Annotated in this window: 21 protein-coding genes and 2 pseudogenes; 12 read left to right on the forward strand and 11 right to left on the reverse strand. The window is 65.3% G+C overall.

Going from position 1 to position 25739, the window contains the following annotated elements:
• Window positions 1-36: 36 nt before the first annotated feature.
• Window positions 37-840 (forward strand): enoyl-CoA hydratase-related protein, encoded by an 804-nt coding sequence (locus I6F33_RS32380; RefSeq protein WP_225145227.1) that lies wholly within the window; start codon window positions 37-39, stop codon window positions 838-840.
• Window positions 841-843: 3 nt separating this feature from the next.
• Here the strand turns inward: I6F33_RS32380 and I6F33_RS32385 are convergent, their stop codons facing one another.
• Window positions 844-1116, reverse strand: coding sequence for a hypothetical protein (locus I6F33_RS32385; RefSeq protein ID WP_225113683.1), 273 nt, complete (start codon window positions 1114-1116; stop codon window positions 844-846).
• A gap of 112 nt (window positions 1117-1228) precedes the next feature.
• Between I6F33_RS32385 and I6F33_RS32390 the strand changes: the two genes are divergently transcribed.
• The 4 genes from I6F33_RS32390 (at window position 1229) to I6F33_RS32405 (ending at window position 5577) form a co-directional block, all read left to right on the forward strand.
• A complete protein-coding gene (locus tag I6F33_RS32390) occupies window positions 1229-2596 on the forward strand; it encodes an FAD-dependent oxidoreductase (RefSeq protein WP_225141031.1) in 1368 nt (455 codons plus the stop codon).
• 30 nt (window positions 2597-2626) lie between these two features.
• Complete coding sequence (locus tag I6F33_RS32395) at window positions 2627-3631, forward strand: ABC transporter substrate-binding protein (RefSeq protein WP_225145228.1); 1005 nt, start codon at window positions 2627-2629, stop codon at window positions 3629-3631.
• Window positions 3632-3989: 358 nt separating this feature from the next.
• Window positions 3990-4763 (forward strand): ABC transporter ATP-binding protein, encoded by a 774-nt coding sequence (locus I6F33_RS32400; RefSeq protein WP_057027464.1) that lies wholly within the window; start codon window positions 3990-3992, stop codon window positions 4761-4763.
• Window positions 4756-5577 carry an ABC transporter permease gene (locus I6F33_RS32405; protein ID WP_225145229.1) on the forward strand — a complete coding sequence of 274 codons (822 nt, stop codon included), beginning with the start codon at window positions 4756-4758 and terminating at the stop codon, window positions 5575-5577. The genes I6F33_RS32400 and I6F33_RS32405 overlap by 8 nt, the downstream gene beginning before the upstream one ends.
• 120 nt (window positions 5578-5697) lie before the next feature.
• Here the strand turns inward: I6F33_RS32405 and gtdA are convergent, their stop codons facing one another.
• Window positions 5698-6738: a gentisate 1,2-dioxygenase gene (gtdA, locus tag I6F33_RS32410; RefSeq protein WP_225145230.1), complete on the reverse strand. Its 1041-nt coding sequence runs from the start codon at window positions 6736-6738 to the stop codon at window positions 5698-5700.
• A gap of 212 nt (window positions 6739-6950) precedes the next feature.
• On the opposite strand from gtdA, the gene maiA reads away from it, so the two are divergent.
• Window positions 6951-7583 (forward strand): maleylacetoacetate isomerase, encoded by a 633-nt coding sequence (gene maiA, locus I6F33_RS32415; RefSeq protein WP_109145513.1) that lies wholly within the window; start codon window positions 6951-6953, stop codon window positions 7581-7583.
• Window positions 7573-8085, forward strand: a complete 513-nt coding sequence (locus I6F33_RS32420; protein WP_225113689.1) for a MarR family winged helix-turn-helix transcriptional regulator — start codon at window positions 7573-7575, stop codon at window positions 8083-8085. The genes maiA and I6F33_RS32420 overlap by 11 nt, the downstream gene beginning before the upstream one ends.
• Before the next feature lie 153 nt (window positions 8086-8238).
• On the opposite strand, the gene I6F33_RS32425 is transcribed toward I6F33_RS32420, so the two are convergent.
• The 5 genes from I6F33_RS32425 to I6F33_RS32445 form a co-directional block, all read right to left on the reverse strand.
• The gene (locus I6F33_RS32425) at window positions 8239-9852 is read right to left on the reverse strand and encodes a benzoate-CoA ligase family protein (RefSeq protein WP_225145231.1); all 1614 of its coding nucleotides are present in this window, start codon (window positions 9850-9852) and stop codon (window positions 8239-8241) included.
• Window positions 9849-11012 carry an FAD-dependent monooxygenase gene (locus I6F33_RS32430; RefSeq protein ID WP_225145232.1) on the reverse strand — a complete coding sequence of 388 codons (1164 nt, stop codon included), beginning with the start codon at window positions 11010-11012 and terminating at the stop codon, window positions 9849-9851. The genes I6F33_RS32425 and I6F33_RS32430 overlap by 4 nt, the downstream gene beginning before the upstream one ends.
• Before the next feature lie 188 nt (window positions 11013-11200).
• Window positions 11201-11416, reverse strand: coding sequence for a hypothetical protein (locus tag I6F33_RS32435; RefSeq protein WP_225145233.1), 216 nt, complete (start codon window positions 11414-11416; stop codon window positions 11201-11203).
• A gap of 133 nt (window positions 11417-11549) precedes the next feature.
• Complete coding sequence (locus tag I6F33_RS32440; protein ID WP_225141016.1) at window positions 11550-12368, reverse strand: cysteine rich repeat-containing protein; 819 nt, start codon at window positions 12366-12368, stop codon at window positions 11550-11552.
• Between the two features lie 149 nt (window positions 12369-12517).
• On the reverse strand, window positions 12518-13525 hold the full coding sequence (locus I6F33_RS32445) for an NADP-dependent oxidoreductase (RefSeq protein ID WP_225145234.1): 1008 nt from the start codon (window positions 13523-13525) through the stop codon (window positions 12518-12520).
• A gap of 177 nt (window positions 13526-13702) precedes the next feature.
• On the opposite strand from I6F33_RS32445, the pseudogene I6F33_RS32450 reads away from it, so the two are divergent.
• A pseudogene (locus tag I6F33_RS32450) lies at window positions 13703-13816 on the forward strand (amino acid ABC transporter substrate-binding protein); the annotation flags it as partial.
• Between the two features lie 177 nt (window positions 13817-13993).
• Here the strand turns inward: I6F33_RS32450 and I6F33_RS32455 are convergent.
• Window positions 13994-14794, reverse strand: coding sequence for a RimK family alpha-L-glutamate ligase (locus I6F33_RS32455; protein WP_225145235.1), 801 nt, complete (start codon window positions 14792-14794; stop codon window positions 13994-13996).
• A 373-nt stretch (window positions 14795-15167) separates the two neighbouring features.
• On the opposite strand from I6F33_RS32455, the gene I6F33_RS32460 reads away from it, so the two are divergent.
• From I6F33_RS32460 to I6F33_RS32470, 3 genes are all read left to right on the forward strand, one after another.
• The gene (locus I6F33_RS32460) at window positions 15168-15941 is read left to right on the forward strand and encodes a ferredoxin--NADP reductase (protein ID WP_036014229.1); all 774 of its coding nucleotides are present in this window, start codon (window positions 15168-15170) and stop codon (window positions 15939-15941) included.
• 375 nt (window positions 15942-16316) lie between these two features.
• A complete protein-coding gene (locus I6F33_RS32465; RefSeq protein ID WP_036014247.1) occupies window positions 16317-17942 on the forward strand; it encodes an FMN-binding glutamate synthase family protein in 1626 nt (541 codons plus the stop codon).
• Window positions 17943-18040: 98 nt separating this feature from the next.
• Entirely contained in the window at window positions 18041-18280 is a 240-nt protein-coding gene (locus I6F33_RS32470) for a PilZ domain-containing protein (protein ID WP_225145236.1), read from the forward strand.
• A 178-nt stretch (window positions 18281-18458) separates the two neighbouring features.
• Here the strand turns inward: I6F33_RS32470 and I6F33_RS32475 are convergent, their stop codons facing one another.
• On the reverse strand, window positions 18459-19754 hold the full coding sequence (locus tag I6F33_RS32475) for a hemolysin family protein (protein ID WP_036026403.1): 1296 nt from the start codon (window positions 19752-19754) through the stop codon (window positions 18459-18461).
• 244 nt (window positions 19755-19998) lie between these two features.
• On the opposite strand from I6F33_RS32475, the gene I6F33_RS32480 reads away from it, so the two are divergent.
• Window positions 19999-22074, forward strand: a complete 2076-nt coding sequence (locus I6F33_RS32480; RefSeq protein WP_225145237.1) for a methyl-accepting chemotaxis protein — start codon at window positions 19999-20001, stop codon at window positions 22072-22074.
• 215 nt (window positions 22075-22289) lie between these two features.
• Here the strand turns inward: I6F33_RS32480 and I6F33_RS32485 are convergent, their stop codons facing one another.
• Both I6F33_RS32485 and I6F33_RS32490 read right to left on the reverse strand, forming a co-directional pair.
• Window positions 22290-24254: a carbohydrate porin gene (locus I6F33_RS32485; RefSeq protein WP_225145238.1), complete on the reverse strand. Its 1965-nt coding sequence runs from the start codon at window positions 24252-24254 to the stop codon at window positions 22290-22292.
• Window positions 24255-24762: 508 nt separating this feature from the next.
• Window positions 24763-25599: pseudogene (locus tag I6F33_RS32490) on the reverse strand (DUF1194 domain-containing protein); the annotation flags it as partial.
• Between the last annotated feature and the right edge of the window lie 140 nt (window positions 25600-25739).

Genomic DNA, 25739 nt, shown 5'->3' on the forward strand with positions numbered 1-25739 from the left:
AGCCATAGTGTGCGGCAAACAACCGGAGGACCGCCGATGAGTACCAGCCCCGTCCTGTGGAGCCTCGATGAACGCGGGGTTGCGACCGTCACGTTGAACCGGCCGGAGGTCAACAACGCCTATGACGGCGCGCTGATCTCAGGCGTGCTCGCGGCCATGGACGACCTCGGCAGCAAGCCCAATTTGCGCGTCGTCGTGCTCCGGGGCAACGGCAAGCACTTCCAGGCCGGCGCCGATCTCAAATGGATCAACAGTGTGCGTCCGCAATCGGCTGAGGCGAACGAGGCGGCCTCGCGGGCGACGTTCGAGGCCGTGCAGCGGCTCAACACTTTGCCGCTTCCGACCGTCGCGCTGGTGCAGGGCGGCTGCTTCGGGGGCGGCACCGGCGTCATCGCGGCCTGCGATGTCGTGATTGCCGCCGACAACGCCCTGTTCTCGATCACCGAGGTGCGCTGGGGCCTGACCGCGGCGATCATCATCCCGCAGCTCTGCGATGCCATTAGTGTACGGCAAGTCCGCCGTTACGCGCTGACCGGCGAGCGCTTCGGCGCCGAGGACGCCCGCCGCATCGGCCTCGTCCACGAGGTGGTGCCGCTCGCCGATCTCGAGGCCGCAGGCGCCAAGGTGGTCGAGCAGCTGCTCGCCAACGGACCGGAGGCCATGGCCGAAACCAAGCGGCTCGCGCTGGAGAGCTCGTTCGGCGGCATGGCCGTGGACGATGGCGCTTACACCCGGCTCGTGGAGCTGCATTCGCTCAAGCGCCAGAGCGCGGAGGCGGCGGAGGGACTGGCCTCCTTCGCCGAGAAGCGGGCGGCGAATTGGGGCAGTGGCAAAGGTTAGGCGTCAGCAGCCGCGGCAGATGTTGTTGATGCTGCGATAGACCGCGTCGTCGTCCTGCCGCAACTGGCGCAGCGTGTCGAGCGTCGTGCTCTCAGCCGCCGGCGTGGCCGGCTTGCGCTTAGCCGACAGGTCTTCCTCCTGCCGCTTGTAGCAGGCCTCGCGATCGGGCTTGGCGGGGATGAAGCGGCAGTTTTGCTCCACGGCCGAGGCGGGAACGGCCGAGATCGCGAGGGCGATAGAAGCGGCGAAGCAGTATCTGACGATGATCGAATCCATGCCTGCACTTGTCTCAGGTCCACCGTTAGCGAGCAACCGCGATCTTGCGGGCATGAGGACCGCCGGCTAAGCCGTGATCCAGTTCGAACCAGATTCCGGGAAGGAACGCGCCATGTGGGCCACGACGATCGACGAACCAGCGCGCAAAGTACCGCTCTATGGCGAATATGAAGTCGTCGTGCTCGGCGGCGGGCCGGCCGGCATCGTGGCGGCAGCCGCAGCGGCGCGCGCGGGGCGGAAGACGCTGCTGATCGAACGTTACGGCTTTCTCGGCGGCATGGGCACAGCGGCCGGCGTCACCAATTTCTGCGGCCTGCACGGCAATGTCCATGGCGAGCACCGGCGGCTGGTGCAGGGGCTCGCCTCGGAGCTGCTGGCGCGGATCGATCGCTTGAACGGCCTCAACGCGCCGCATCTGATCCTCGGCAAGGTTTTTGCCCAGGCCTATGACACCGCCGCCTACAAGATCGCGGCCGACCAGCTGCTCGCCAGCCATAAGGTGAATATGCTCTTCCACGCCCTCGGCGCCAGCGTCGTGATGGCCGATGAGCGCCGCATCGACGCGATGCTGATCGAGACCAAGGCCGGCCGGCAGGCGGTGCGCGCGGAGATCTTCATCGACTGCTCCGGCGACGGCGATCTCGCCGTGTGGGCCGGCGCGCCGTTCGAGATCGGCGACGAGCATGGCCATCCGCTCTACCCCTCGATGATGCTCCGTCTCAACGGCATCGATCCCGCAAAGGCCGGCGAGGCCTGGCGCACCATTCCGCAATTGATGGAAAAGGCCGTAGCGGCCGGCACGCACAGGTTTCCGCGCAGAAGCGCGATCGTGCGGCCACAGAAATCCGGTATCGAATGGCGGGTGAACTTTACGCAGGTGGCGCGCGAGGACGGTCATGCCATCAACGGCATCGAGCCCGACGATCTCACCCGCGGCGAGATCGAAGGCCGCAAGCAGGCGCTCGCCGCGTACGAATTCCTGCGCAGCACGGTGCCCGGATTTGAGAAGTCCTACATCGTCGACCTGCCGCCACAGCTCGGCATCCGCGAGACCCGCCGCATCAAGGGTGGCTACCAGCTCAGCGGCGAGGACGTGCTCGGCTGCGCCTCGTTCGCGGATTCCATCGGCGTCAACGGCTGGCCGATCGAGGCCCATGTGCCCGGCGACGTCGTCTTCACCTTCCCGCCGATCCCGGAATCGCGCGGCTATAATGAGCTGCCTTACCGGATGCTGGTCCCTGAGGGCGTCGACAATCTCCTGGTCGCCGGCCGCTGCGCCTCGATGACCCACGAGGGCCAGTCGGCCGCCCGGGTCTCCGGTGCCTGCTTCGCGATGGGTGAGGCCGCCGGTTCCGCCGCCGCGCTGGCGCTGTCCGGAAACCGGATTCCACGCGAAATCCCCATTGAAAAGTTGCAGGAAACGTTGAAACAACAGGGCGCCTTCATCGGACGGGACCAGGCGGTGCCCGAAGGCCTGTAACGCACTGCAAGACAAAGCGGAGGAAACGGGATGATCGGGATTGCGCGGCTCGCGGTAGGGGGCCTGATGGCGATCTTGGCTATGGGCACGGCATGGGCCGAGGATCCGCTGAAAGCCAGGATCGGCGTGCTCCGCCTGTCTTCGTCGGCGCCGGTCTTCATCGCGCAGGACAAGGGTTATTTCCGTGAGGCCGGCTTGGAGGTCGAGCTGAAATTCTTCGACGCGGCGCAGCCGATTGCGGTCGCCACCACCTCGGGCGACGTCGATTTCGGCGTCACCGCCTTCACCGCCGGGCTCTACAATCTCGGAGGCAAGGGCACGCTGAAGGTGATCGGCGGCATGAGCCGCGAGAAGCCGGGCTATCCCCTGATCGGCTATTTCGCCAGCAACAATGCCTATGCGAGCGGCCTGAAGACGCCGAAGGACCTTGCGGGCAAGCGTGTGGCGATGACGCAGGTCGGATCGAGCTTCCATTATTCGCTCGGCCTGCTCGCCGACAAATACGGCTTCAAGCTGGCGGACGTGAAGATCGTGCCGCTGCAATCGCTGTCGAATGCCGCCGCCGCGCTCAAGGGCGAGACCGTGGATGCCGCCTTGCTGCCGATCTCGACCGCGCGAAAGCTGATGGACGAGGGCGGCGCGAAATTCCTAGGCTGGGTCGGTGACGAGACGCCGTGGCAGCTGGGCGCGGTATTCGCCGCGCCGAAGACGTTGGCCAACAAGGCGCTGGTGACGAAATTCCTCGGCGTGCTCGCGAAAGCCGACCGCGAATATCACGACGTCATCCTTGCCGCGATGAAGGACGGTGTCGCCCCGATCAACGACAAGACCAGGCCGCTGCTGGAGATCATCGCAAAGTACACCAACCTGCCGGTCGAGCAGGTGGTCGGCAACTGCGCCTATATCGATCCCGACGGCAAGCTCGACGTGAAGAACGTCGACAACCAGATCAAATGGCTGCAGGAGCAGGGCTTCGTCGACAAGGGCTTTGATGCGGAAGCGATCATCGCGAAGGAATTCGTGAAGGTGGATTGATGCTGATTGTGCAAACTCCCGCGGCAGGCGATCTGCCACCCTCCCCTGGAGGGGGAGGGTCGATCGCACCGGCGATGCGCAGCATCGTCCGGAGCGAGCGGGGCGGGGTGAGCCACGGCGGTGGTCTATCTGTCGCTTGCTCCGACCATTCGCGGGAAGTTCGGGGGCAGGAATTGCCAGCATCCGCGCCGATAGACTGTCACCCCACCCCGGTTCGCATTTCGCTTCGCTCAATACGACATAGCCGAAGCTTGGCTTCGGCGTTCTCAGGGACGGCCGCCATAGGCGGCCTATGCCCTCCCCCTCCAGAGAAGGGTGAAGAGCGCGCACACCAGCCCGAGCAGAAACGGTGCGCCTCATGGACCTGATCGCCAGCCACATCTCCCATCGCTTCGGCGATCTCGCCGTGCTCGACGACGTCTCGTTCACCGTCGGGGCCGGCGAGGTGGTAGCGATCGTCGGGCCCTCCGGCTGCGGCAAAAGCACGCTGCTGTCGATCCTCGGCGGGTTGCTGCAGCCGACCTCCGGCGCGCCCGAGCTGCGCGGCGCGCCGCCGGCGGACAGTCTCAATCCGCTGACCTTCGTGTTCCAGGACTTCGCGCTGCTGCCCTGGGCGACGGTGGAGGAAAACGTCGAATTCCCGCTGCTGCACACCCAGCTCTCGGCCGCGCAGCGCCGCGCGCTGGTCGAGGATGCGCTGCGCCGCACCGGCCTCACCGATTTTCGCCAGACCTATCCAAAGCAGCTCTCCGGCGGCATGCGCCAGCGCGTCGGCATCTCGCGCGCGCTTGCGGTGAGGCCCGCGATCCTCTTGATGGACGAGCCGCTGTCGGCGCTGGATTCGCAGACTCGCGAGCTGCTGCTGGAGGATTTCATCCGCCTGCTTGCCGATGGCGGCATGGGCGCGGTCTACGTCACCCACAATCTCGAAGAGGCCGCGCGGCTCGCCGACCGCATCGTGGTGCTGTCGCGCCGTCCTGGCCGCACCCGCGAGGTCGTCACCGTGCCGATGGCGCGGGCGACGCGCGGCGAAGCGGCGGCGCGCGAAAAGCTCCTGGTGCTGCAGAACCAGATCTGGTCGCTGATCCGCAACGAGGCGATCGATGCCGAGCGCGAGGTCCAGCATGCTTGATCGCGCGGCAACGGACACGGCCAAGAACGAAGCGACGCGGCCCGTCCGCTTCCGCGGCGCCGGTTTCGTGCCTGCCTCGAGCCGGTACGGCGGCTGGATCGCGCTCGGCCTGCTTATCGCGATCTGGCAGGCCGCCGGCAGCGCCGGCCTCGTCAATGCGCTGTTTCTGCCGACTCCTTCCGCAATTGTCCGCGCGATCTATCAGCTCGCTGTTTCCGGCGCACTCTGGCAGCATCTTTCGGCCTCGCTGCTGCGGATCGGCGTCGGCTGGCTGTTGGGAACGGCGGCCGGCGTCGCCGTCGGCTTCGCCATCGGCCTGTCGCGCCTCGCGCGCAGCGTCGGCATCACCTTCATCTCGGCGCTGTTTCCGATCCCGAAGATCGCGCTGCTGCCGCTGCTCATTCTGTGGCTCGGCATCGGTGAAGAGCCGAAGATCGCGACGATTGCGTTAGGGGTATTCTTCTCGACCGCAATCTCGGTCTATAGCGGCGTCGATGCCGTGCCGCGCAACCTGATCCGCATGGCGCAGAGCTTCAACGTTCCGTTCGCCACCATCGTGCGCAAGGTGATCTGGCCGGGCGCGCTGCCGGCGATCCTCGCCGGCTTCCGCATCACCGCCTCCGTCGCGCTGCTGCTGGTCGTCAGCGCCGAGATGATCGGCGCCCAACACGGCATCGGCGCCTTCGTGCTGCAGGCCGGCAACCTGATGCAGACCGATCAGCTGCTCGCGGGCGTCGTGATCCTGTCGGTGTTTGGGCTGGCGGTCGGGAAGGTGATCGGCTGGCTGGAGATGCGGCTGTTGCACTGGCGTTAGATACGATCACCGGCGCCGTAGGGTGGGCAAAGCGAAGCGTGCCCACCATTCCTTCATGAGTCGCGAAGACGTGGGCACGGCGCAAGGGCGCCTTTGCCCACCCTACGAGACCGGCGACCGTCACGCGTTCCCGCGGTCTTCCCTGAACAGATCCAGCTTCTGCTGCACCGGCCGATCCGAGAAGCTGAACAGCACGGCGTCCTCATCCGCCTCGTGCGTCACCCAATGCCAGCTCGGCACCACGAACAGGTCGCGCGGGCCCCATTCGAACATTGTATCGCCGACGCGGCTCCGACCCTTACCCTCAATCGGGCAGAACACCGTCGCATCGGTCGAACGATAGCGCGCGGTGTTGAAACCCTTCGGCAGCAGCTGGATGAAGGTGCCAATGGTCGGCATCGCGAAATCGCCCGTCTCGGGATTGCTGAACTTCAGCTTCAGGCCGTGGCAGGCATCCCATTCCTGGCTCGCCCTGGCCTTCTCCAGCGCCTCGCGCGTGTAGGCATAGGGATAGCTGAAGATCGGCGAAGTCTTCGAGCTCCGCTTCACATCGACGGGCAGGAGGTTGTGGCCATAGCGGGCAAAGCTGTCGCCCGCGGGTTTTGTAATTTTCTGCTGGTCCTCTTTCGCGCCTTCGGCGAAGGAACAGTCGAAGAACTGCACCAGGGGAATGTCGAGGCCGTCGAGCCAGAACATCGGCTGATCGGTTTCGTTGGAATGATCGTGCCAGGTCATCGACGGTGTGATGATGAAGTCCCCAGGCTCCATCGCGGTGCGCTCGCCGTCGACCGCGGTGTGGGCGCCCTTGCCTTCGAGCACGAAGCGCAGCGCCGACTGGCTGTGGCGGTGCGCAGGCGCGACGTCGCCGGGCACCACCATCTGCACGCCGGCATAGAGCGAGGTCGTGATCTTGGATTGCCCGCGCAGCCCCGGGTTCTCCAGCACCAGCACGCGCCGCTCGGCTTCCTTGGCGGTGATCAGCTTGCCGGCCTCCGTCATGTAGTCTCGGATGACGTCGAACTTCCAGAGGTGTGGCCGGCAGGCGCTCTTCGGCTCCGGCGTGATCAGGTCGCTCATCACCGTCCACAGCGCGGTGAGATTCTCGCCGTCGATCTTCCGGTAGAACGCCTCGCGTTCCGGCGTCTTGGTCACGGCTTCCATGGTTGCTGCTCCCGATCGTTTGTTGATTGACAGTATACTGAGGATCTAGGTAGCGTCAACGTGACGGATGACATACAAGGTTGTCATTCCGGGGCGAAGGGCCGCGCAACGCGTGGCCCGGCGAGCCCGGAATCCATAACCACGATCGGGAGTATGGATTCCGGGCTCGACGCTGGCGCGTCGCCCCGGAATGACAAAAGCAGGGAGTCTCAATGAAGCTGCACGGCTATTTCCGCTCCAGCGCCGCCTATCGCGTGCGGATCGCGCTGAACCTCAAGGGGCTCGGCGCCGAGCATCTGCCGCATCATTTGCGGAAGGGCGAGCAATGCGCCCCCAGCTATCTCGCCATCAACCCGCAGGGCCTGGTGCCGGCGCTGGAGGACGATGCGGGCGGAGTGCTGACGCAATCGGTCGCCATCATCGAATGGCTCGACGAGACCCATCCCAATCCGCCGCTGTTGCCGAAGGATCCGCTGCGCCGCGCCAAGGTGCGGGCGTTTGCGCTGGCGATCGCCTGCGACACCCATCCGGTGCAGAACCTGAAAGTGCTGGCGCGGCTGCGTGAGCTCGGCCTGCCCGAGGAGAAGGTCCAGGATTGGGCCGCCTGGGTCAACCGCGAGGGCCTGTCGGCCTGCGAGACGCTGATCAAGGACGAGAAGGGCCCATTCTGCTTCGGCAATGCGCCGACGCTGGCCGATCTCTGCCTCGTGCCGCAGCTCGGCAATGCGCGCCGCTTCGGCGTCGACGTCTCCGCCTATCCGCGCCTGCTCCAGGCCGAGGCCGCCGCCAAGGCACTGCCGGCATTTGCCGATGCCGCGCCGGAGAAGCAGCCCGATGCCGAGTAAGCCGCCCCCTCCGATCACGATCGACGCGGTCTATGCCGCGCCGGGCTATCTGTTCCGGCGCATGCAGCAGATCGCCGTCTCGATCTTCATGGAGGAGTGCAAGGCGTTCGACCTCACGCCGGTGCAATATGCCGCGCTGGTCGCGATCCACACCCATCCCGGCATCGACGCGACGCGGCTGTCGGCGGTGATCGCTTTCGACCGCTCCACGCTCGGCAGCGTGATCGAACGTCTCCAGGCCAAGGCCTATATCGAGCGCAAGCCGGCGCCGGAAGACAAGCGGATCAAGCTCCTGTACTTGACGAAGTCCGGCGCCGCGATCCTGCGCGAGATCATCCCCGCCGTCGAGCGCGCCCAGGCCCGGATGCTGGAGCCGCTCAAGCCCGCCGACCGCAAGGCGCTGATGGGCCTGCTGGCGCAGCTGGTCGATCTCAACAACGAAGCCTCCCGCGTGCCGCTGCGCGCGGAGGACGCGCTGGAGCATCTTGGGAAGGCTGGGTGAGGGGCTCCAGTTGTAGAGCGACACTGTCGCCCTCAATCTCGACTGTCATTCCCCGCGCAGGCGGGGAATCCAGTACCCCGCGGCGTCTCGATTCAACCGCTACCGTCTCGGAGTACTGGATCGCCCGGTCAAGCCGGTCGATGACAGCGCGCCTCACATCCGCAGCAACGCCTGCCGATCGATCTTCCCCGTGCCGGTCTTCGGCAGCTCGTCGATGAAGATCACCTCGCGCGGATATTTGTAGGGCAGCAGCCTGCCCTTGACATAGTCCTGCAGCCTGCGCGTCGCCTCACTCTGGTCGACCGCTCGGCTGTTCATCACCACCACCGCCTTCAGCGTCATGCGACGGTCCGGCAGCTCGGCGGCGAACACCGCGCATTCGCGGATGTCGGGGTGATCGGCGAGGCACAGCTCGACCTCGAGCGGATAGACCCACTGGCCGGAGATCTTGATGAGATCGTCGGCGCGGCCACGGAAGAAGTGGAAGCCGTCGGCATCCCGCACGAAGCGATCGCCGGTATAGATCCAGCCGCCCTCGCGGATGGTCTCGGCGGATTTGTCCGGCCGGTTCCAGTAGAGCGGCGTGTTGGAATCGCCGCGCACCCACAGAATCCCTTCCTCGTTGTCGCCGACGTCGCGGCCGTCCTTGTCGCGCAGCGCGACCTCGTAGCCGGGAACGCGCAGGCCCGCAGCGCCGAGCTTCTTCTGCTCGGGCCGGTTGGAGAGATAGATGTGCAGCACCTCGGTCGAGCCGAGGCCTTCGACGATTTCGAGCCCCGTCAGCGTCTTCCAGCCGTTGAAGACCTCGGCCGAGAGCACCTCGGCGGCGGAGAGCGCCATGCGCAGCGACGAGAAATCCGTCTTGTCCGCGCCTTCGGCCTTGGTCAGCGCGGTGTAGAGCGTCGGCAGGCCGAAGAAGACCGTGGGCCTGTACTGCTCGATCGCCGCGAAGATCGCTGCCGGCTTCGGCTGGCCCGGCAGCAGCAATGTTGCGGCGCCGGCCGAGAACGGGAAGGTGACGGAATTGCCGAAGCCATAGGCGAAGAAAATCTTCGGCACCGAGAAGCAGATGTCGTCAGGCGTCAGCTTCAGTACGTTCCGCGCAAAGGCGGCATCCGTGTAGGCCATGTCGTGCTGCAGGTGCACGATGCCTTTGGGCCGTCCGGTCGAGCCGGAGGAGTACATCCAGAACGCCATTTCGTCGCGCCGCGTCGGCGCTTCCGCCAGCTCAGCAGAAAATTGCGCGAGCCAGCTCGCCGCCGCGAGCGCCCGCGGCGCCGCGTGCTCGCCGGCCGCGCCGTTGGCGACGATCAGCGTATGCAGCTTGGTCTCCCTGCAAGCCTCGGCATTGAAGCGCGCTGCGAATTCCGCATCCGCCACCGCGACGGTCGCGCCGGAATCGGCGAGGTAGAATTGCAACAAGTCCGGCGGCGTCAACGTGTTGATCAGCAACGGCACGAAGCCGGCGCGCACGGCGCCGAAGAAGGCGGCGGGGTAGGCCGGCGTGTCGTCGAGAAACAACAGCACGCGATCGCCGCGCGCAAGGCCAAGCGAGGCGAAACCGTTGCCCCAGCGGCAGGCCTCCGCGCAGAGCTCGGAATAAGTGCGCGTGCCTGCCGGCCCCAGGAGAGCGAGCTTGTCGCCGCGGCCCTTGCCGAGATTGTCGAACAGCACGCGGCCGGCATTGTAGATGTCGGGAACGGCAAAGCCGACCTCGCGCGCGCCATCGCTGTCCGCCGGCACCTGGTCACGGATGTCGTGGCTCATGCCGCATCTCCGCCCTTGTCTTCGGCGCCGTCTCCGGCGTTCCTGGCCGCCTCGTAGCGGGCCATGAAGGCCGGCGACATCGCACGCAGCCGGGAATCGTCGATGCGGCCGGAGCGGGTGATGTAGCTGTAGGCGAAGTCCATCAGGGGAAGCTTCATGTGCTCGGCGAAATGTTCGTACCAGAACGCACTGGTGCGCGCCGCGTTGACGAGCTTCTGCACGATGGGCTTGCGCGCGGCCTGATAGCGATGCAGCGCGGTCGCAAGATGCGCGTCCGACTCCAGCGCCTTGACGAGGGCGATGGCGTCCTCGATCGCGAGCCGCGTGCCCGAGCCGATCGAGAAATGTGCCGAATGCAGGGCGTCGCCGAGCAGCACCATGTTCTTGAACGACCAGTGCTCGTTCCAGATCCAGGGAAAATTGCGCCAGACCGATTTGTTGGAGACGAGGCAATGGCCGCCGAGCGTGTCGGCGAACACCTCCTCGCAGGCGCCCTTGGACTGCTCGACGTCCTTGTAGGCGAACCCATAGGCCTGCCAGGTGGCGTAATCGCATTCGACCAGGAAGGTGCTCATGGTCGGCGAATAGCGGTAGTGATGGGCGTTGAAGGCGCCGCGCTCGGTCTTCACGAAGGTCTGCGACAGCGTGTCGAAGCGCTTCGAGGTGCCGTACCAGACGAACTTGTTGGATGAGTAGGACAGCGAGGTGCCGAAATCGCCCTCATAGGCGCGGCGCACCAGCGAGTTCAGCCCGTCGGCGGCGACGATCAGATCGTGGCCGTTGAGCTGGTCGATCGCCTGGATCTGCGTGTCGAAGCGCGGGGTCACGCCGACATCGAGCGCGCGCTGCTGCAGGAATCTGAGCAGATCCAGTCGCCCGATCGATGAGAAGCCGACGCCGTCGATGGCGACGCTGTCGCCATGCAGGTGCAGCGTGATGTTCTCCCAGCTCTCCATGTGCGGGGCGATCGCATCGACCGTATCGGGGTCGTCAGCGCGCAGGAACTCCAGCGCCTGGTCGGAGAACACGACGCCAAAGCCCCAGGTCGCGTCGGCCGGGTTCTGTTCGAACAGGTCGACCTGATCCTCGGGGTGACGCTTCTTCCAGAGATAGGCGAAGTAGAGCCCACCGGGCCCCCCGCCAATCACGGCGATCCGCAACGTCTGCCTCCCTAATTGACAGTATACTTACTATCTAGGGGTAGACTAATGTGCTCCGGTGTCCGGCGCCAGCGGAATTATTGCCAGCGCGCGGCACGCCGAAGCACGTGTCCGGACACGCGTTTTGCGGGTCCGAAACCGTCAGGTGCGAATCATAGCCAAACCGGGGCGGATTGGCCACCGTGGGGTCAGACGCAGCGCTTCACATAGACCCCGTTCACAAGAACCCGGGTGCAGCGGACCGCCGGCACCGGCTTGCGGACGACCACGGCTGCGTTCGGGCCGGCGCAGCCGGCGCGAACGACGCCGCGCGCGCATACCACCGCGTTGGCGTCGGTGGTCTCGAAGGTCATGGTGGCGGCGAAAGCCAGAAGCGCAGGAGCAACGAGCAGCAATGAACGCATGTTGTCCTCCCGGGGCTTGTCGTGGTCGTAGCGGCCTTTCAAACATCGATTAGTTTACGCCTCAGCACGCGAAAACCTTCGCGTCACGCACCGCAATTCATGCCGCGGACGAATGAATTAAGCCCGCTCGGTCTCATCGCGCCGCGAAAGGCGCGAGCACCTCCTTGCAGGCCGGCGAGAGCGATGCCGCCCGGTTGGAAATGCATTGGATGATCCGGCCGCCGCCGGGCGCCACGCCGGCGCAGAGGGTGCGGATGTCGGCGCCGCAAGCCGACCGCACGATGAACAGCTCTTCGCGCGGCAGCAATGGCCGCAGCACGATGGCGGCCGGAGCCGCGGCAGGCGCCGCCTCTGCGGCCGGTGCAGCAGCGGAAGCAGGCGCGGCCGCTCCGCCACCGAAAGCCGCATTCACCGCCTTGGCGCAACCGGCCGACACCTTCGCCTTGTTCTTCTCCAGGCATTCGAGCGCGGGCGCGCCGCCGGGCGGCACGCTGGCGCAGACCTTGGGATAATCGCCGCGGCAGGCGCTCTTGATCGCGGAAACCTGCGCGGGGCTCGGCTGCTTTGCTGCTGCTGCCTTCGGCGCCGCCGCCGCTCCCGGCTTGGAAGCTGGCGCGGCAGCCGGCGCCGCTTCCGTTTTGGCCGGTTCAGATTTGGCCGGTTCAGATTTGGCGGGCGCTGCTTCGGTCTTCGGCGCGGCGGCCGGTTCGACCGCGCGAACCGCAGCCTGGCAGCCCGACGACAGGCTCGACATGTTCTTGGCGAGGCATTGATACGCCTCCACTCCGCCAGGCGTCACGCTCGAGCAATGCGCCATGAAGTCCGAGCGGCATGCGGACCGGATCGCGCTTTTCTGGGCCTCGGTCTGCGCGAACGCTCCTGTTGCAGTTGCGAAGAGTGCTGTCGCCAGCAACGCCGTGCGCGTCGATGCATGCTTCAACGTTTTGAACATTTGAATGAATTCCTGCCCGATCGGGAACGCCGACCATCCTGAAAAAATATGCAAGCGCAATCGTCGCGAGGGTCAGCTCGCGAGCGACATCTTTGGCCGCTTCGGCCTCTACCGCAAGTCAATTATGCCGACGCAATTGGGGCGCGCGACTACGTCATCAGTCTTACCATGCGCTTGCCGCGGTTCTCGCCTGCAAGCAATCCAATCAGCGCTTTCGGCGTGTTCTCAAGTCCATCGAGAATGTCCTCCTGCACCTTGAGCTTGCCGGATTTCACCCAGGCCTGGAGATCGGCGAGCGCGCGCTCGCTGTCCTTCATGTAGTCCATCACGATGAAGCCCTGCATGGTCAGCCGCTTCACCACGATCAGGCCGGGCACGCCGCGCGGGCCATGTGCGGCAGGCGCGCCGTCATATTGCGAGATCGCGCCACAACAGGCGATGCGGCCGTAATTGTTCATCTGCGGCAGGCAGGCTTCGAGGATGTCGCCGCCGACATTGTCGAAATAGACGTCGATGCCATCAGGCGCCGCTGCGCGCAGCGCCTTGAACACCGCGCCATCCTTGTAGTCCACGGCGGCATCGAAGCCGAGCTTGGAGGTCAGCCAGTTGCACTTGTCGGCGCCGCCGGCGATGCCGACGACGCGGCATCCCCTGATCTTGGCGATCTGTCCGACGATCGAGCCGACCGAGCCTGCGGCTGCGGAGACCACGACCGTCTCGCCCTCCCTGGGCTTGCCGATCTCAAGCAGGCCGAAATAAGCGGTGAGGCCGGCGATGCCGAACACGCTGAGCAGGTGCGTCATCGGCTCGAGCTTCGGCATCTTGGTCAGATGCTTCGCCGGCACGGCGGCAAATTCCTGCCAGCCGGTGTCGCCGAATACGATGTCGCCGGGCGCAAGCCCCGCTGCCTTCGAGTTGACGACCTCGGCGATGGCGCCGCCGGCCATGACGCTGTTGGCTTCGACGGCGGAACGATAGGTCGCGCCGTGCATCCAGGCGCGGTTGGCCGCGTCGAGCGAGATGTAGCGTACGCGCAGCAAGGCCTCGCCATCCTTCGGCTCCGGCATCGCGCCCTCGACCATCCTGAAATGTTCGGGACCGAGCTTGCCGCTGGGCTTCTCCACCAGCAGGATCTGGCGATTGATGTTGCCGCTCATGGCGTTTCCCTTTTCATTTGCTTGACGATCATTGATGCAGCCGCCGCAAGGAAAGCGTGCAAGCTGCATGCGTCGTGCGCTGATTGAAGGCTAGATCGCCGCTTTCCATTTCACAACGGGAACATCCCGACAACGCGGCCGCACGCAAGGCGTGTTGCGTCGAGCGCGCCTTCCACAAACAAATGGTTCACCGCGCGACTGCCCACAGGCGAGCGCCTGAACGTGCCGATCTCGCTGCAGTTGGAGGAGGCGTTCAAGGCGATGGACGATTCCCCGGGCGCGAAGAATTAGCGCTTACTTCCCTTCTCCCCTTGTGGGAGAAGGTGGCGCGAAGCGCCGGATGAGGGGTTGCATCCGCGAGTCCTGTTGCGAGAGGCTCGCGCGCGGAGAGAGACCCCTCACCCGTCTCACCGCTACGCGGTGAGCCACCCTCTCCCACAAGGGGAGAGGGTGCAGTGTGCTTCGCAGCTAATTGTTATCAAACACCCGGTCGAGCGCCGCGTCATACGTCGCCTGCACCAGCTCCGGGTGCAGCTTGCCCAGCGCCTCCATCATCACGCCGGAATTGATCTCGAGCACCTTCCATTCGCCGTTCACGCGAACCACGTCGATCGAAGCAAAGACGATGCTGATGGCGTACGCGGCATCGATCGCGAGCTTTGCGCAGGCCGCGCGGACTTCGCCGTCCTCCAGCAACACCGGCTTTGCGCCGGCATCGAGATTGTGCCGCCAATCCGAGCCGCGCTGCTTGCTGTAGACGACGAGCGGCATGTCATCGAGCAGGACCACGCGGACCTCCTCCTCGATCGCGACAAAGGGCGAGATCACGAGCCCCGTACTCATCGAAAAGACCTCGCTGGCCGCCCGGTCGAGCTCCGCCTCCGTCGTCACCTTGAACACCGATCGCCCCGATGTCCCCTCGTTCGGCTTCACCACCACGCCCTGCGGGTTTTGGGCAAGCTGCGCCAGCATCCCCTCGCGCCAATCGGCGCCGGCGACATGCACGCCCAGCTTCGGGTTGAGGAACAGCCGATGCGGAACGCAGGGCACCTCCGCCAGCGTCAGCGCCTCGGCGGTGGCCGATTTGTCATTGGCGAGGCGATGGGCGATGGCGCTGTTGAGGCCGATGTCGTAGCCGAAGGCGAAACGGCGCCGCGGCCCCCGGCGCATTGCGATCAGCCAGCCGTCGGAGCGGACATCGACCGCGATGCCCCTCTCCGCGCAATACCGCCTGATCGCCTGAACGAAGATCCGCTCGCCGCTTGCCATGGTGTTTCGTCATTCCTGTCGCCAAAAGCCGCAAAAATGCGGGCATCGGCGCCAAACCGGCTGAAAATCAGAGCTATTCTTAATGAAATTCTTGCGAGCGCGCCGGAAATTAAGTGCTGCAATGAAGGCCGGGAGGGAAAAGATATTATCCTCCGCGCGCGCCAGGCAGCAGATTCCTTAATGATGTGACCAGTTCTGCCGCAAATGCCGGTTTGACCGGCATCAATTGCATCCGAAACGAGGTTGATTATTGGTCTCAATGGCGTAGATCACACACGCGAAATCCTCCGCCATGGCAAATGGTGCCGCCCCGATTTCAGGGCCGGGCAACGCTTTTGCCCTAAAACCGCAGTTATTCGGAATATCGAAAATCATGAGCGCGTTTTACCGAGAGAAGGTTCTTTCCGTCCACCACTGGACCGACACGCTGTTCAGCTTCCGCGCCACCCGCGATACCGGCTTCCGGTTCCAGAACGGCCAGTTCGCCATGATCGGCCTCGAGGTCGATGGCCGGCCGCTGCTGCGGGCCTACAGCATGGCGAGCGCCAACCACGAGGAAGAACTCGAGTTCTTCTCGATCAAGGTGCAGGACGGTCCGTTGACCTCGCGCCTGCAGAAGATCAAGGAAGGCGACACCATCCTGGTCGGCCGCAAGGCGACCGGCACGCTGATCACGGATAACCTGCTTCCCGGCAAGCGGCTGATGCTGCTCTCGACCGGCACCGGCCTTGCGCCCTTCGCCAGCCTGATCAAGGACCCCGAGGTCTACGACCAGTTCGAGTCCATCGTGCTGGTGCATGGCTGCCGCCAGGTCTCCGAGCTCGCCTATGGCGAGAAGCTGGTCGCGACCCTGCGCGAGGATGAGCTGTTCGGCGAGCTGCTCGCGGACAAGCTCGTGTATTATCCGACCGTGACCCGCGAGCCGTTCCGGAATCGCGGCCGCATCACCGATCTCATCAGCTCCGAGCAGATCTTCAACGACATCGGGCAGGGCCCGCTCGACATCGCAACCGACCGCATCATGATGTGCGGCAGCCCGGCGATGCTGGAAGAGCTGAAGCAGATGTTCGAGAGCCGCGACTTCGTCGAAGGAAGCGGCAACAAGCCCGGCCATTTCGTGATCGAGAAGGCCTTCGTCGAGCGCTAAGCACCACGCTCTCGTGTCCCGGACGCAGCGCCCCTTCGCCGGTGCGCTGCAGAGCCGGGGTCCATCTCGCCGCATCGTATGCTGTTGCATTCTGGGTCCCGGGTCTGAGCTTGCGCTTGCCCGGGACACTGCATGGCTTGCGCCGCCTCCAGCCTGACCCCATCCGACCCCTCTGCTGCACCGCAAAATCCGTCCATCCGGCTGATTGATTTGTCTCGGCCGAATTCGCTAGCCTGAAACAAGGGCGGCGTCATATCCGTATGACAGGCGCGGGCGTATCGTGACGCCTTCTGCTGGCGAGAGGATCGGAACGTGGCCGACGACAACAAGACGCATGCATCCCCGAAACGCCTGCCGCTGGCGGAGGAGGGGATCATGGAAACCCTGCTGCTGCCCTTCTCGCCGCGCTTCATCGTGCTGACGATCTGCGCGGTGGTCACCGCGCTCCTGATCGGCATCGGCATCTCCGACGGCAAGATCTTCGACATCCTGCTGATTCCGATCCTGATCTTCGGCGCGCTGACCCTGCTCGGCGTCCGCGATCTTCTGCAGAAGAGCCACGCGGTGCTGCGCAACTACCCGATTTCGGCGCATATCCGCTTCCTGCTCGAAGAGATCCGCCCCGAGATGCGGCAATATTTCTTCGAGAGCGAGAAGGACGGCATGCCGTTCTCGCGCGACACCCGCGCGGTGGTCTATCAGCGCGCCAAGATGGAGCTCGACAAGCGTCCTTTCGGCACCCAGGAGGACGTCTATCGCGAGGGCTATGAGTGGATGCATCACTCGGTCTCGCCGAAGGCGCATGCGACGGAGAAATTCCGCGTCGTGATCGGCGGGCCGGACTGCGCAAAGCCCTATTCGGCCTCGGTGTTCAATATCTCGGCGATGAGTTTTGGCGCGCTCAGCCCCAACGCCGTGCGCGCGCTGAATGCCGGCGCCAAAAAGGGTGGTTTCGCCCATGACACCGGCGAGGGCGGCGTCAGCCCCTATCACCGCGAGATGGGCGGCGACATCATCTGGGAGATCGGCTCGGGCTATTTCGGCTGCCGTCATCTCGACGGCAGCTTCGATCCCGAAGCGTTCGCGCGCGTCGCCGGCGACGACCAGATCAAGATGGTCGAGCTCAAGGTCAGCCAGGGTGCCAAGCCCGGCCATGGCGGCGTGCTGCCGGCGGCCAAGGTCTCCGAGGAGATCTCCAAGATCCGCGGCGTCGCCATGGGCGAGGACTGCATCTCGCCGGCCTCGCACCGCGCCTTCTCGACGCCCGTGGGCATGATGCAGTTCATCGCCGAGATGCGCCGCCTTTCGGGCGGCAAGCCGGCCGGCTTCAAGCTCTGCATCGGCCATCCCTGGGAGTTCCTGGCGATCTGCAAGGCGATGCTTCAGACCGGAATCTATCCTGATTTCATCGTCGTCGACGGCAATGAGGGCGGCACCGGTGCCGCGCCGCTCGAGTTCATGGATCATCTGGGGATGCCGATGCGCGAGGGCGTCAATTTCGTCCACAACGCGCTGGTCGGTATCAATGCGCGTGACCGCATCAAGATCGGCGCCTCCGGCAAGATCGCGACCGCCTTCGACATGGCGCGCGCCATGGCGATCGGCGCCGATTGGTGCAATTCGGCGCGCGGCTTCATGTTCTCGCTCGGCTGCATCCAGTCGTTGAGCTGCCACACCGACCGCTGCCCGACCGGCGTGGCGACGCAGGATCCGACGCGGGCGCGCGCGCTCTACGTGCCGCTCAAGATCGACCGCGTGCACAATTATCACCACGCCACGCTGCACTCGCTGACCGAGCTGATCGCCGCGGCCGGGCTCGAACATCCGCAGCAGCTGCGGCCGATCCATTTCAGCCAACGGACGTCGACGACCCAGGTGAAGTCGTTCGCGCAGCTCTATCCGGCGCTGCGTCCGGGGGAGCTGCTCGAAGGCACGGAAGACCCGCGCTTCCGCGACGCCTGGCAGATGGCGCGCGCCGAGACGTTCCAGCCGGCGTTGTAAGATGCGGGCTGCGGCTGCCGTAGGCCAGGGACCTCAAATTGCCGAGAGCGGAGGGTAGGGTTTAACGGCTGGTTCAACTTTGGGTGTAGATTCGCCCCATGGACGAGCGACGCGACAAGGCCCGACATCGCGTGCTGAAGGCCGGAACGATCGAGTTCGGCGGCGGCGCGATCGACTGCACCGTCCGCAATCTCTCCGATACCGGCGCCGCACTCGACGTCACCAGCCCCATCGGCATTCCCGATCATTTCACCCTGTTCGTCCAGGCCGACGGCACGCATCGGACCTGCACGGCGGTCTGGCGCAAGGAAAAGCGGATCGGGGTGAGGTTCGGGTGATGATGTTTCCCTCTCCCCTTGTGGGAGGGGGTGTCTCGCCGCGTAGCGGCGAGACGGGTGAGGGGTTCTATCCGCGAATCCAATTTTCGATTGAATGTGCGGAGACAACCCCTCATCCGGCGCTTCGCGCCACCTTCTCCCACAAGGGGAGAAGGAAAAGCGGGTGCGCCGTCACCTGCTACCCCGTCTCGACCTCAGTCAATCGGCTCGCCAATATCTTGTCGATCCTTCGCCCGTCGAGATCGACCACCTCGATGTGCCAGCCGCCGAAATCGAAGGCATCGCCGACATCGGGCAGCATGTTGAATTGTTGCAGCACGAGGCCTGCGACCGTGTTGTAGCGATGCGGCGGCAGCTCGATGCCGAGCAGCTCGCCGAACTCGTCGACCGGCATCCAGCCGGAGACCAGCAGCGAATCGTCGTCGCGCCTGATGAAGGCCGGCTCGGGCGGTCCCTCCTCGGAATGAAAGGCGCCGACGATCGAGTAGAGGATGTCGGCGGCGGTCACCATGCCCTCGAAGGCGCCGTATTCGTCGTAGACGAGCCCGACGTGAACTGGGGCCGCTTTCAGGATGGTCAGCACGTCGCGCGCATCTGCCGACACCGGGATGCCGGGCGCCTCGCGCACGAGCGCGCGCAGGTCCGGGCTGCGTTCGTTCATATAGGCGATCAGCAAATCCTTGGCCTGCAGCACGCCGATCGGCTTGTCGCGGTCGCCGTCGGAGACGGGAAAACGCGAATGCGGGCTCTTGGCGATGATGTCCTGGATGGCGGCGGGATCGTCGTTCAGGTCGATCTCGTCGACCTCGGTGCGCGGCGTCATGACCGCGCCGACCGGCCGGTCGCCCAGCCGCATCACGCCGGCGATCATCTCCTTCTCGCCCGGCTCGAGCACGCCTGCGCTCTCCGCCTCGCTGACGAGGTGATGGATCTCGTCCTCCGAGACCTTCTCCTCGGCCTTGCCGCCGCGGCCGAGCAGCGTGAGGATCAGCTTGCCGGAGACGTCGAGCAGAAACACGAGCGGCAGCGATATTTTCGCGAGCGCGTGCATCGCCGGCGCGACCCGCACCGCGATGCTCTCGGGGTCGCGCAGCGCCACCTGCTTCGGCACCAGCTCGCCGACGATCAGGGTGCCGTAGGTGATGAGCGTGACCACGATGCCGACGCCGACGATGTCGGCAATACCTGGGGACAGGCCGAGCTCGAGCAGCCATTGCGTCAGCCGCTGCCCGAGCGTCGCGCCCGAGAACGCTCCGGAGAGCACACCGACCAGCGTGATGCCGATCTGCACCGTCGAGAGGAACTTGCCGGGATCGGCCGCCAGCGTCAGCGCCCGCTCGGCGCCGCGCACGCCCTTGGCCGCGAGCAGCGACAGCCGCGCTGGGCGCGATGACACCACGGCCAGCTCCGACATGGAGAGCAGGCCGTTGATGACGATCAGGACGACGACGATGGCGAGTTCGAGCGAAAGCATTGACGTTCCGGAGGTAAGCAAGTGTGGCCGGGATGCCGGCAAGCCACTGATATAGGTATTCAGTGCGGAAGTGCTGGCGATTCTGCTTATTCATGCCGAAAGGGAACGCGTGCGCGACGGCGTTCCCAAGGGCGTCCGCGACGACTTGACACCCCGCGGAACTACGGATCGTTGCTTAACGAGCCCTTAGTGGCCCGCCGGCTAGGTTTTCGACATTGCAGAAGTAAAGTCGGGGAACCTGAGGATGCGGATCGGGAAGCTTTTTGCGCTGTCGATGCTGACGGTGACGGTATTTGCAGTCATTCTCGGCGCCGAGGTGCTGATACCGCAGGCCCGCATCTTCACGAACCGCTCCGACGCGATCAAGACGGTCGATGCCTTTGGCGCGACGCTGATGGCCAGCCAGCACGTCGCCAGCCTTCGCGCTCCCTATATCGGACCGATCTTCCAGGAGGGCGCCGCAACGCAGGCGCAGCTCGAAGCTGCGACGAAGGCCACGAAAACGGCCGAGGCGGGCTTCGAGGCCGCAACGCGCGCCGTCATGGTGCTGGATGACGGCGGCGCGATTGCCGAGAATCTCGACCGGGCCGCGCGGCGTCTGAAAGACATCACCGCCGCGGCCGATCGTGCGATGAGCGTTCCCCTCGCGACGCGCGACAGCGCCGTGACAAAGGGCTTCCTGCCCGGTGTTGCCGAGGTCCTCGCCGATCTCGAGCCTGTCATGAACAAGCTCGAGGCCAAGGTGATCAACGCCGATTCCTCGCTTGCGGCGCTGTTGAACCTGGCGCGGACGGCGCAGGATCTGCGCGTTTCGGCCGGCAGCCGCGCGGCCACGCTGTCGCCTGCGCTCTCCGCGCGCCGCCCGCTCACCGCTGCCGAGCTGACGCTGATGGACCGCATGCAGGGACGCGTGGAGGCGAACCGTGAGCGGCTTGAGGCCGGTATCAACCAGCTCGGAAACCCCGCCCGCATCGCCGCCGCGCTCAAGGCGGCAACGGACTCCTATTTCGGACAAGCCGCGGTTGCCGTGGACAAGGAGCTTCCTGCGGCCCAGAGCGACGGCAAATATGCTGCCACCGCCGACGAACTGGCGAAGGTCATCGTGCCGGCCATCCAGATGTTCTACGGCGTGCGCGACGCCGCGCTGGCGGAAGCCGCCGAGCGTGCCTCGGCCGCGCGCGACGGCGCGCTGGCGATGCTCGCACTGGCCGGTGTCGCCGTGCTGGCCCTGCTCGGCACGCTCGGTGGCGTGACCATGATGCTGCGCAGGCGCGTGGTGACGCCGCTCGGCCGGATCGCCGACGTGATCGGAGCGCTCGCCGCCGGGCAGCACGAGGTCGAGATTCCCGCGATGGGCCGCAGCGACGAGATCGGCCAGGTCGCAGGCTCGCTCCAGCATTTCAAGGATTCGCTGCTGGCCAAGAAGTCCGCCGACGAGGCGGCCGCGATCGAAGCGGAAGCGAAGCTGAAGCGCAGCCAGCGCATGGATCAGATCGCGCGCGAGTTCGAAGCCATGATCGGCGACGTCATCAACACCGTCTCGTCGGCATCCTCGGAGCTGGAAGCCTCTGCGGGAACGCTGACGAGCACGGCCGAGCAATCGGAAAAGGTCACGGCGACCGTTGCCGCCGCATCCGAGCAGGCCTCCACCAACGTGCAGACCGTTGCCGCCGCGGCCGAGGAGATGGCCTCGTCGGTCGACGAGATCAGCCGTCAGGTTCAGGATTCCGCGCGCATCGCCGGCGAGGCCGTGCAGCAGGCCGGGCGGACCAACGAGCATGTCGGCGAGCTCGCCAGGGCCGCAGGCCGGATCGGCGACGTCGTCGAGCTCATCAGCCAAATCGCCGGCCAGACCAACCTTCTGGCGCTCAACGCCACCATCGAGGCGGCGCGCGCCGGCGAGGCCGGTCGCGGCTTCGCCGTCGTCGCGTCCGAGGTCAAGGCGCTGGCCGAGCAGACCGCCAAGGCCACCGGCGAGATCAGCCAGCAGATCTCGGGCATCCAGACGGCGACGGAGGACTCCGTCGGCGCCATCAAGTCGATCGGCGACACCATCTCCCGCATGTCCGAGATCGCGTCCGCCATCGCCGCGGCGGTCGAGGAGCAGGGCGCAGCGACGCGCGAGATCTCACGCAACGTGCAGCAGGCCGCGCGCGGCACCCAGCAGGTCTCCGCCAGCATCGTCGACGTGCAGCGCGGTGCCAACCAGACCGGATCGGCCTCCTCCAACGTGCTCGCATCGGCGAGATCGCTGTCCGGCGAGAGCAGCCGGCTCAAGGTCGAGGTCGGAAAATTCCTGGACGCGATCCGCGCGGCGTGACGAGCGTCTCTCGCCGCTTGGTGAGGCAATCGCATTGAAGAGCGACGTGCCCGCGGTCCATCCTTCGAGACGCCCGCCTCTGGCGGGCTCCTCAGGAAGGACGGACTATGCGGCAGCTATTTCCACGGGCGCCGGTGTTGCTTAGCCTCATCCTGAGGAGACCGCGACGCGGTCGTCTCGAAGGACGCGTCGCGCGCACCGAAGTCGCGTCGAGCTCAGAACTCCCCGTGCAGCCGCCCCGAAAACACCGACACCGGTCCGCGGTCGGCATTGTAGGCGGGGTTGACGATGAGCTGGTAGTCGGCGGTGAGGGTGATGTTCTTGTTCACCGCATAGGCGTAATAGGTTTCGAGGATACGTTCCTTGCGGTAGTTCAGCGCGCCGTCGCCGACCAGCACACCGAGGCCGCCGGCGGCGAGGAAGTCGCGATAATCCTGCGAGATCGCATTGATCGCGCCGCCGACGCCGATCACGTCGTCGGGTCGGCCCCAGGTCGTGCCTTTGATCGAAACGCCGCCGGACAGGCTGCGATGAATGTCGGTGAAGGCCAGCGTTTCTGTCTTGCCGTCGTTCCAGCTCCAGCGGCCGAACAGGCCGACATCGTCGGTGATCGCCTGCTCGAGGTTGAGCACGTAGCCGTACTTCAGGCGGCCGCGCCGGGTCTGCGCGATGTCGAGATTGAGCGCGGGATTGTCCAGCGTCTCGCGGAAGCTGCCCATGTTGGCGCTATCGAGCCAGCCGATGGTCCTGAGCTTGCCCGGCCGGCCGAACAGCGAGAAGCGCGTCTCGAGCTCGAGCAAATATTGACCGCGCTCCCCGACCCTGGTGTCGAAGTGATTGGCGTTGGACTCGGAGACCATCAGGAAATAGCCGCCGCGTAGCGCCCATTGCTTCTGGTTGAGCTCGGCGGTGACGCCGTAGGTGAGACCGACCTTGTCGGCGGAATAGTCGAAGGCGCCGGGCGCCCAGATCGACCAGTTCATGAAATCCCGGCGCGTGTCCTTGGCGTAGGCATTGCCGTCGAACACGTCGATCACCGGAAACTTGCCGGCCTGAATCGTGAGGCGTGACACGTCGACCTTCTGCCCCAGCTGGAGCTGACCGCTCGCGAGCTCTTCCTGCTCGCCGCCGAAGCCGAAGGTCTGGCGCACGAACAGGCGCGAGGTGTTGTAGTGCGGATAGGGGAAGTTCGACTTCTGCGCTTCGCCGTTCGGGAAGCCGGCCGCACCGACCGTGTCGTTCAACCCAAATCCCTGCAGCAATTCGGGATTGTAATAGACCTCGCCGCCGTCCCACAGCCGCGCGTTCAGGAACAGGCTGTTGCTCCAGGTGGCTTTGGCCTGCCGCGACGGCGACAGCGAGTTCGGCCCGGTATAGAGCGCGGGAAAGGATGGATAGCCTTGCGGCAGATAGGTGGTCTGGCCGTGGATCTCCCAGCGGTCCGATTCGGTGTCGATCAGTGAGCTCTTCGGATCATAGCTAGGCAGGCCCGGCCAATCGAGCTTGCGGTTGAGGCCGAGCCTGACCTGCTGGAAGTCGAGCGACGAGGACGTGTATTGCGCGCCCGTGGAGAAGGCGACGTTGGCGCCGTCGAAGCGGCTGTAGAGATATTCGAGCCGCGCGCTCCAATGCGGCGCGAAGGCGTATTCGAGGCCGGCGCCTGCGACCCAGCCGGGCCGCGTGTTCAGGATCTTCGGGATTTCGGCGCCGGAGGCCGGCGCGTCGAAATAGCGCTCGCCCATCCAGGCGAAGCCGCCGGTGGCATAGATGAGCCAGGGACCGCTGGTGTAGCCGACGCGGCCGCGCACGCTCGCGGCGTAGTCCCATTGCTGGGTGACGGTGTTGGCGGGCGTTGCCAGGAACGAGACGATCGAGTTCGAGGTGATGTAGTTGGGAAACGTAAAATCGCCTTCGACGCCGACCAGCCAGCCGGAGTTGAGGCGGTAATTGTAGCCCGCCTGCACGCCGCCGATCATGCCGCTGAAGACGCCGCTGTCGCCGAGTGCGGTGCCGTCGTTCAGCGCGAAGCGCGACGAGCCGCGGCCGTAGCCGGCATGCGCGCCGATATAGAGACCGGTCCAGTCATACACCGCTCTCAAGACCGGCGCCTTCAGCGGCAGATCGGCCGCGCGGCCGGCGGCCGGAAAAGCCAGCACGCCCGTGGCAATCGCCGCGGCCATTCGCAAGCACCGGTGTCTGTGACCTCTCAACGCCAAACGCACGCCCCCAAACGCGAATGTGTCCCACCCGCCGCGATATCCCTGCCGGGTCGCGGCGATTCTGTCACCAGGCCTCCGCGTTCGAGGCGACCGGCCGGGATGGTCTCGATTCGCCTCGACTTCGTCCCAAGCTCCTGAATCTGCGACAAGCCTTATTGCGAATAATTCGCAATAGCAACTGATCCCCATCGCCATAGAGGAGAGTTCGCACCACTATGTGACGCGGCTGCAACATCGCCCCTCTGCTCAGCAACCTGAACAGCCCGAGCGGAGCCCGGCCGCTTGCGGGAGGACCTGTCAGGGATGGGTGGGCCATGGGGGGCGATGGCCGGTTCCCGGCCCGCGGAAGGACCTAGCAGCCGCGGCAGATGCCCTTGATCTTCTTGTCGAGCAGCGCGTCATCCTTGCTGGACTGACTGCTCGCCGCCGGTTTGCTCATGGCCGGACTATTGCTCCCCGGTGTGATCGCACCCCAGCGCTCCTGCCAGAGTTTCTCGCCGATCGTGCAGAGAACGCGCGGCTCCTTGTCCGTAGAGGGGGCAGGCGATTGATCTGGCGTTTGGCCCGCCACCTCGAGAGCCAGCTTGGTCCGGATCGCCTCCTTGAAATTTTCGCGATCGGTGACCGGTACGACAAAGGAACCCGGGCCGCCGATCACGCAATCCTCGTAGTACCAATCGATATGGTCGATATGCTGAAAGTCTGTCGGAGCAGCGGGTGTTGCGTTGGTCATGACCGGCAGGCCTGTGATGACGAGGCCTTGCTGCAACGCTTTGTCGCGCGCTGAGGTGACCGGATCGCCATTGCTGTTGGGGCCATCGCCCGAGACGTCGATGATACGGCGCGGACCACTGTAGGGGTTCTGCTCGAATAGCGAGGCGGCGAACTTAATTGCACTTGAAATCGAGGTGCGCGAACCGCGGCGGATCGGTGCATTGGTGATTTCAGTTGCGACCGCCTCAGCCGCTCCCGGCCCGTCGATCTGTCGCCAGGGAACGACAATTTTCTGGTCGCTGGTCGATGACCATTCGAAATAGGTCAGCGCGATCTTGCCGGCAGGACCGGCTCGCACCGCCCGGAGAAACTCCTGCGAGACGATGGCCTTGGCATAGCCTTCGCGTTGGGCTGCAAGGTCATCCGGCTCCATTGAGTAAGAAACGTCGACTGCGATGACGAGCTCGAGGTCTACGGCAGGGCGGCTGTCGCCCTGGGTCGCCGTTAGCGGCTGTGAGGCCGGCTCGGGACATGCCTGTGTCGATGTCAGGATCGCAATCAGGATCGATCCAATTGAGATCTGCCAACTCACGCTCGCCCTCCAGCCACCCATTCGTATCCTGACACGCGGAACGTGCAATCGGAAGGGTTGTCCGACTCATCATGGGCTGTTCTGGCCGCAACACGAATGACCCCGCCCGGGGGGACGGCCGGGCGGGGTCGGGGGCACGA

The organism is Bradyrhizobium sp. BRP20, from assembly GCF_020194215.1.
Taxonomy (GTDB): domain Bacteria; phylum Pseudomonadota; class Alphaproteobacteria; order Rhizobiales; family Xanthobacteraceae; genus Bradyrhizobium; species Bradyrhizobium yuanmingense.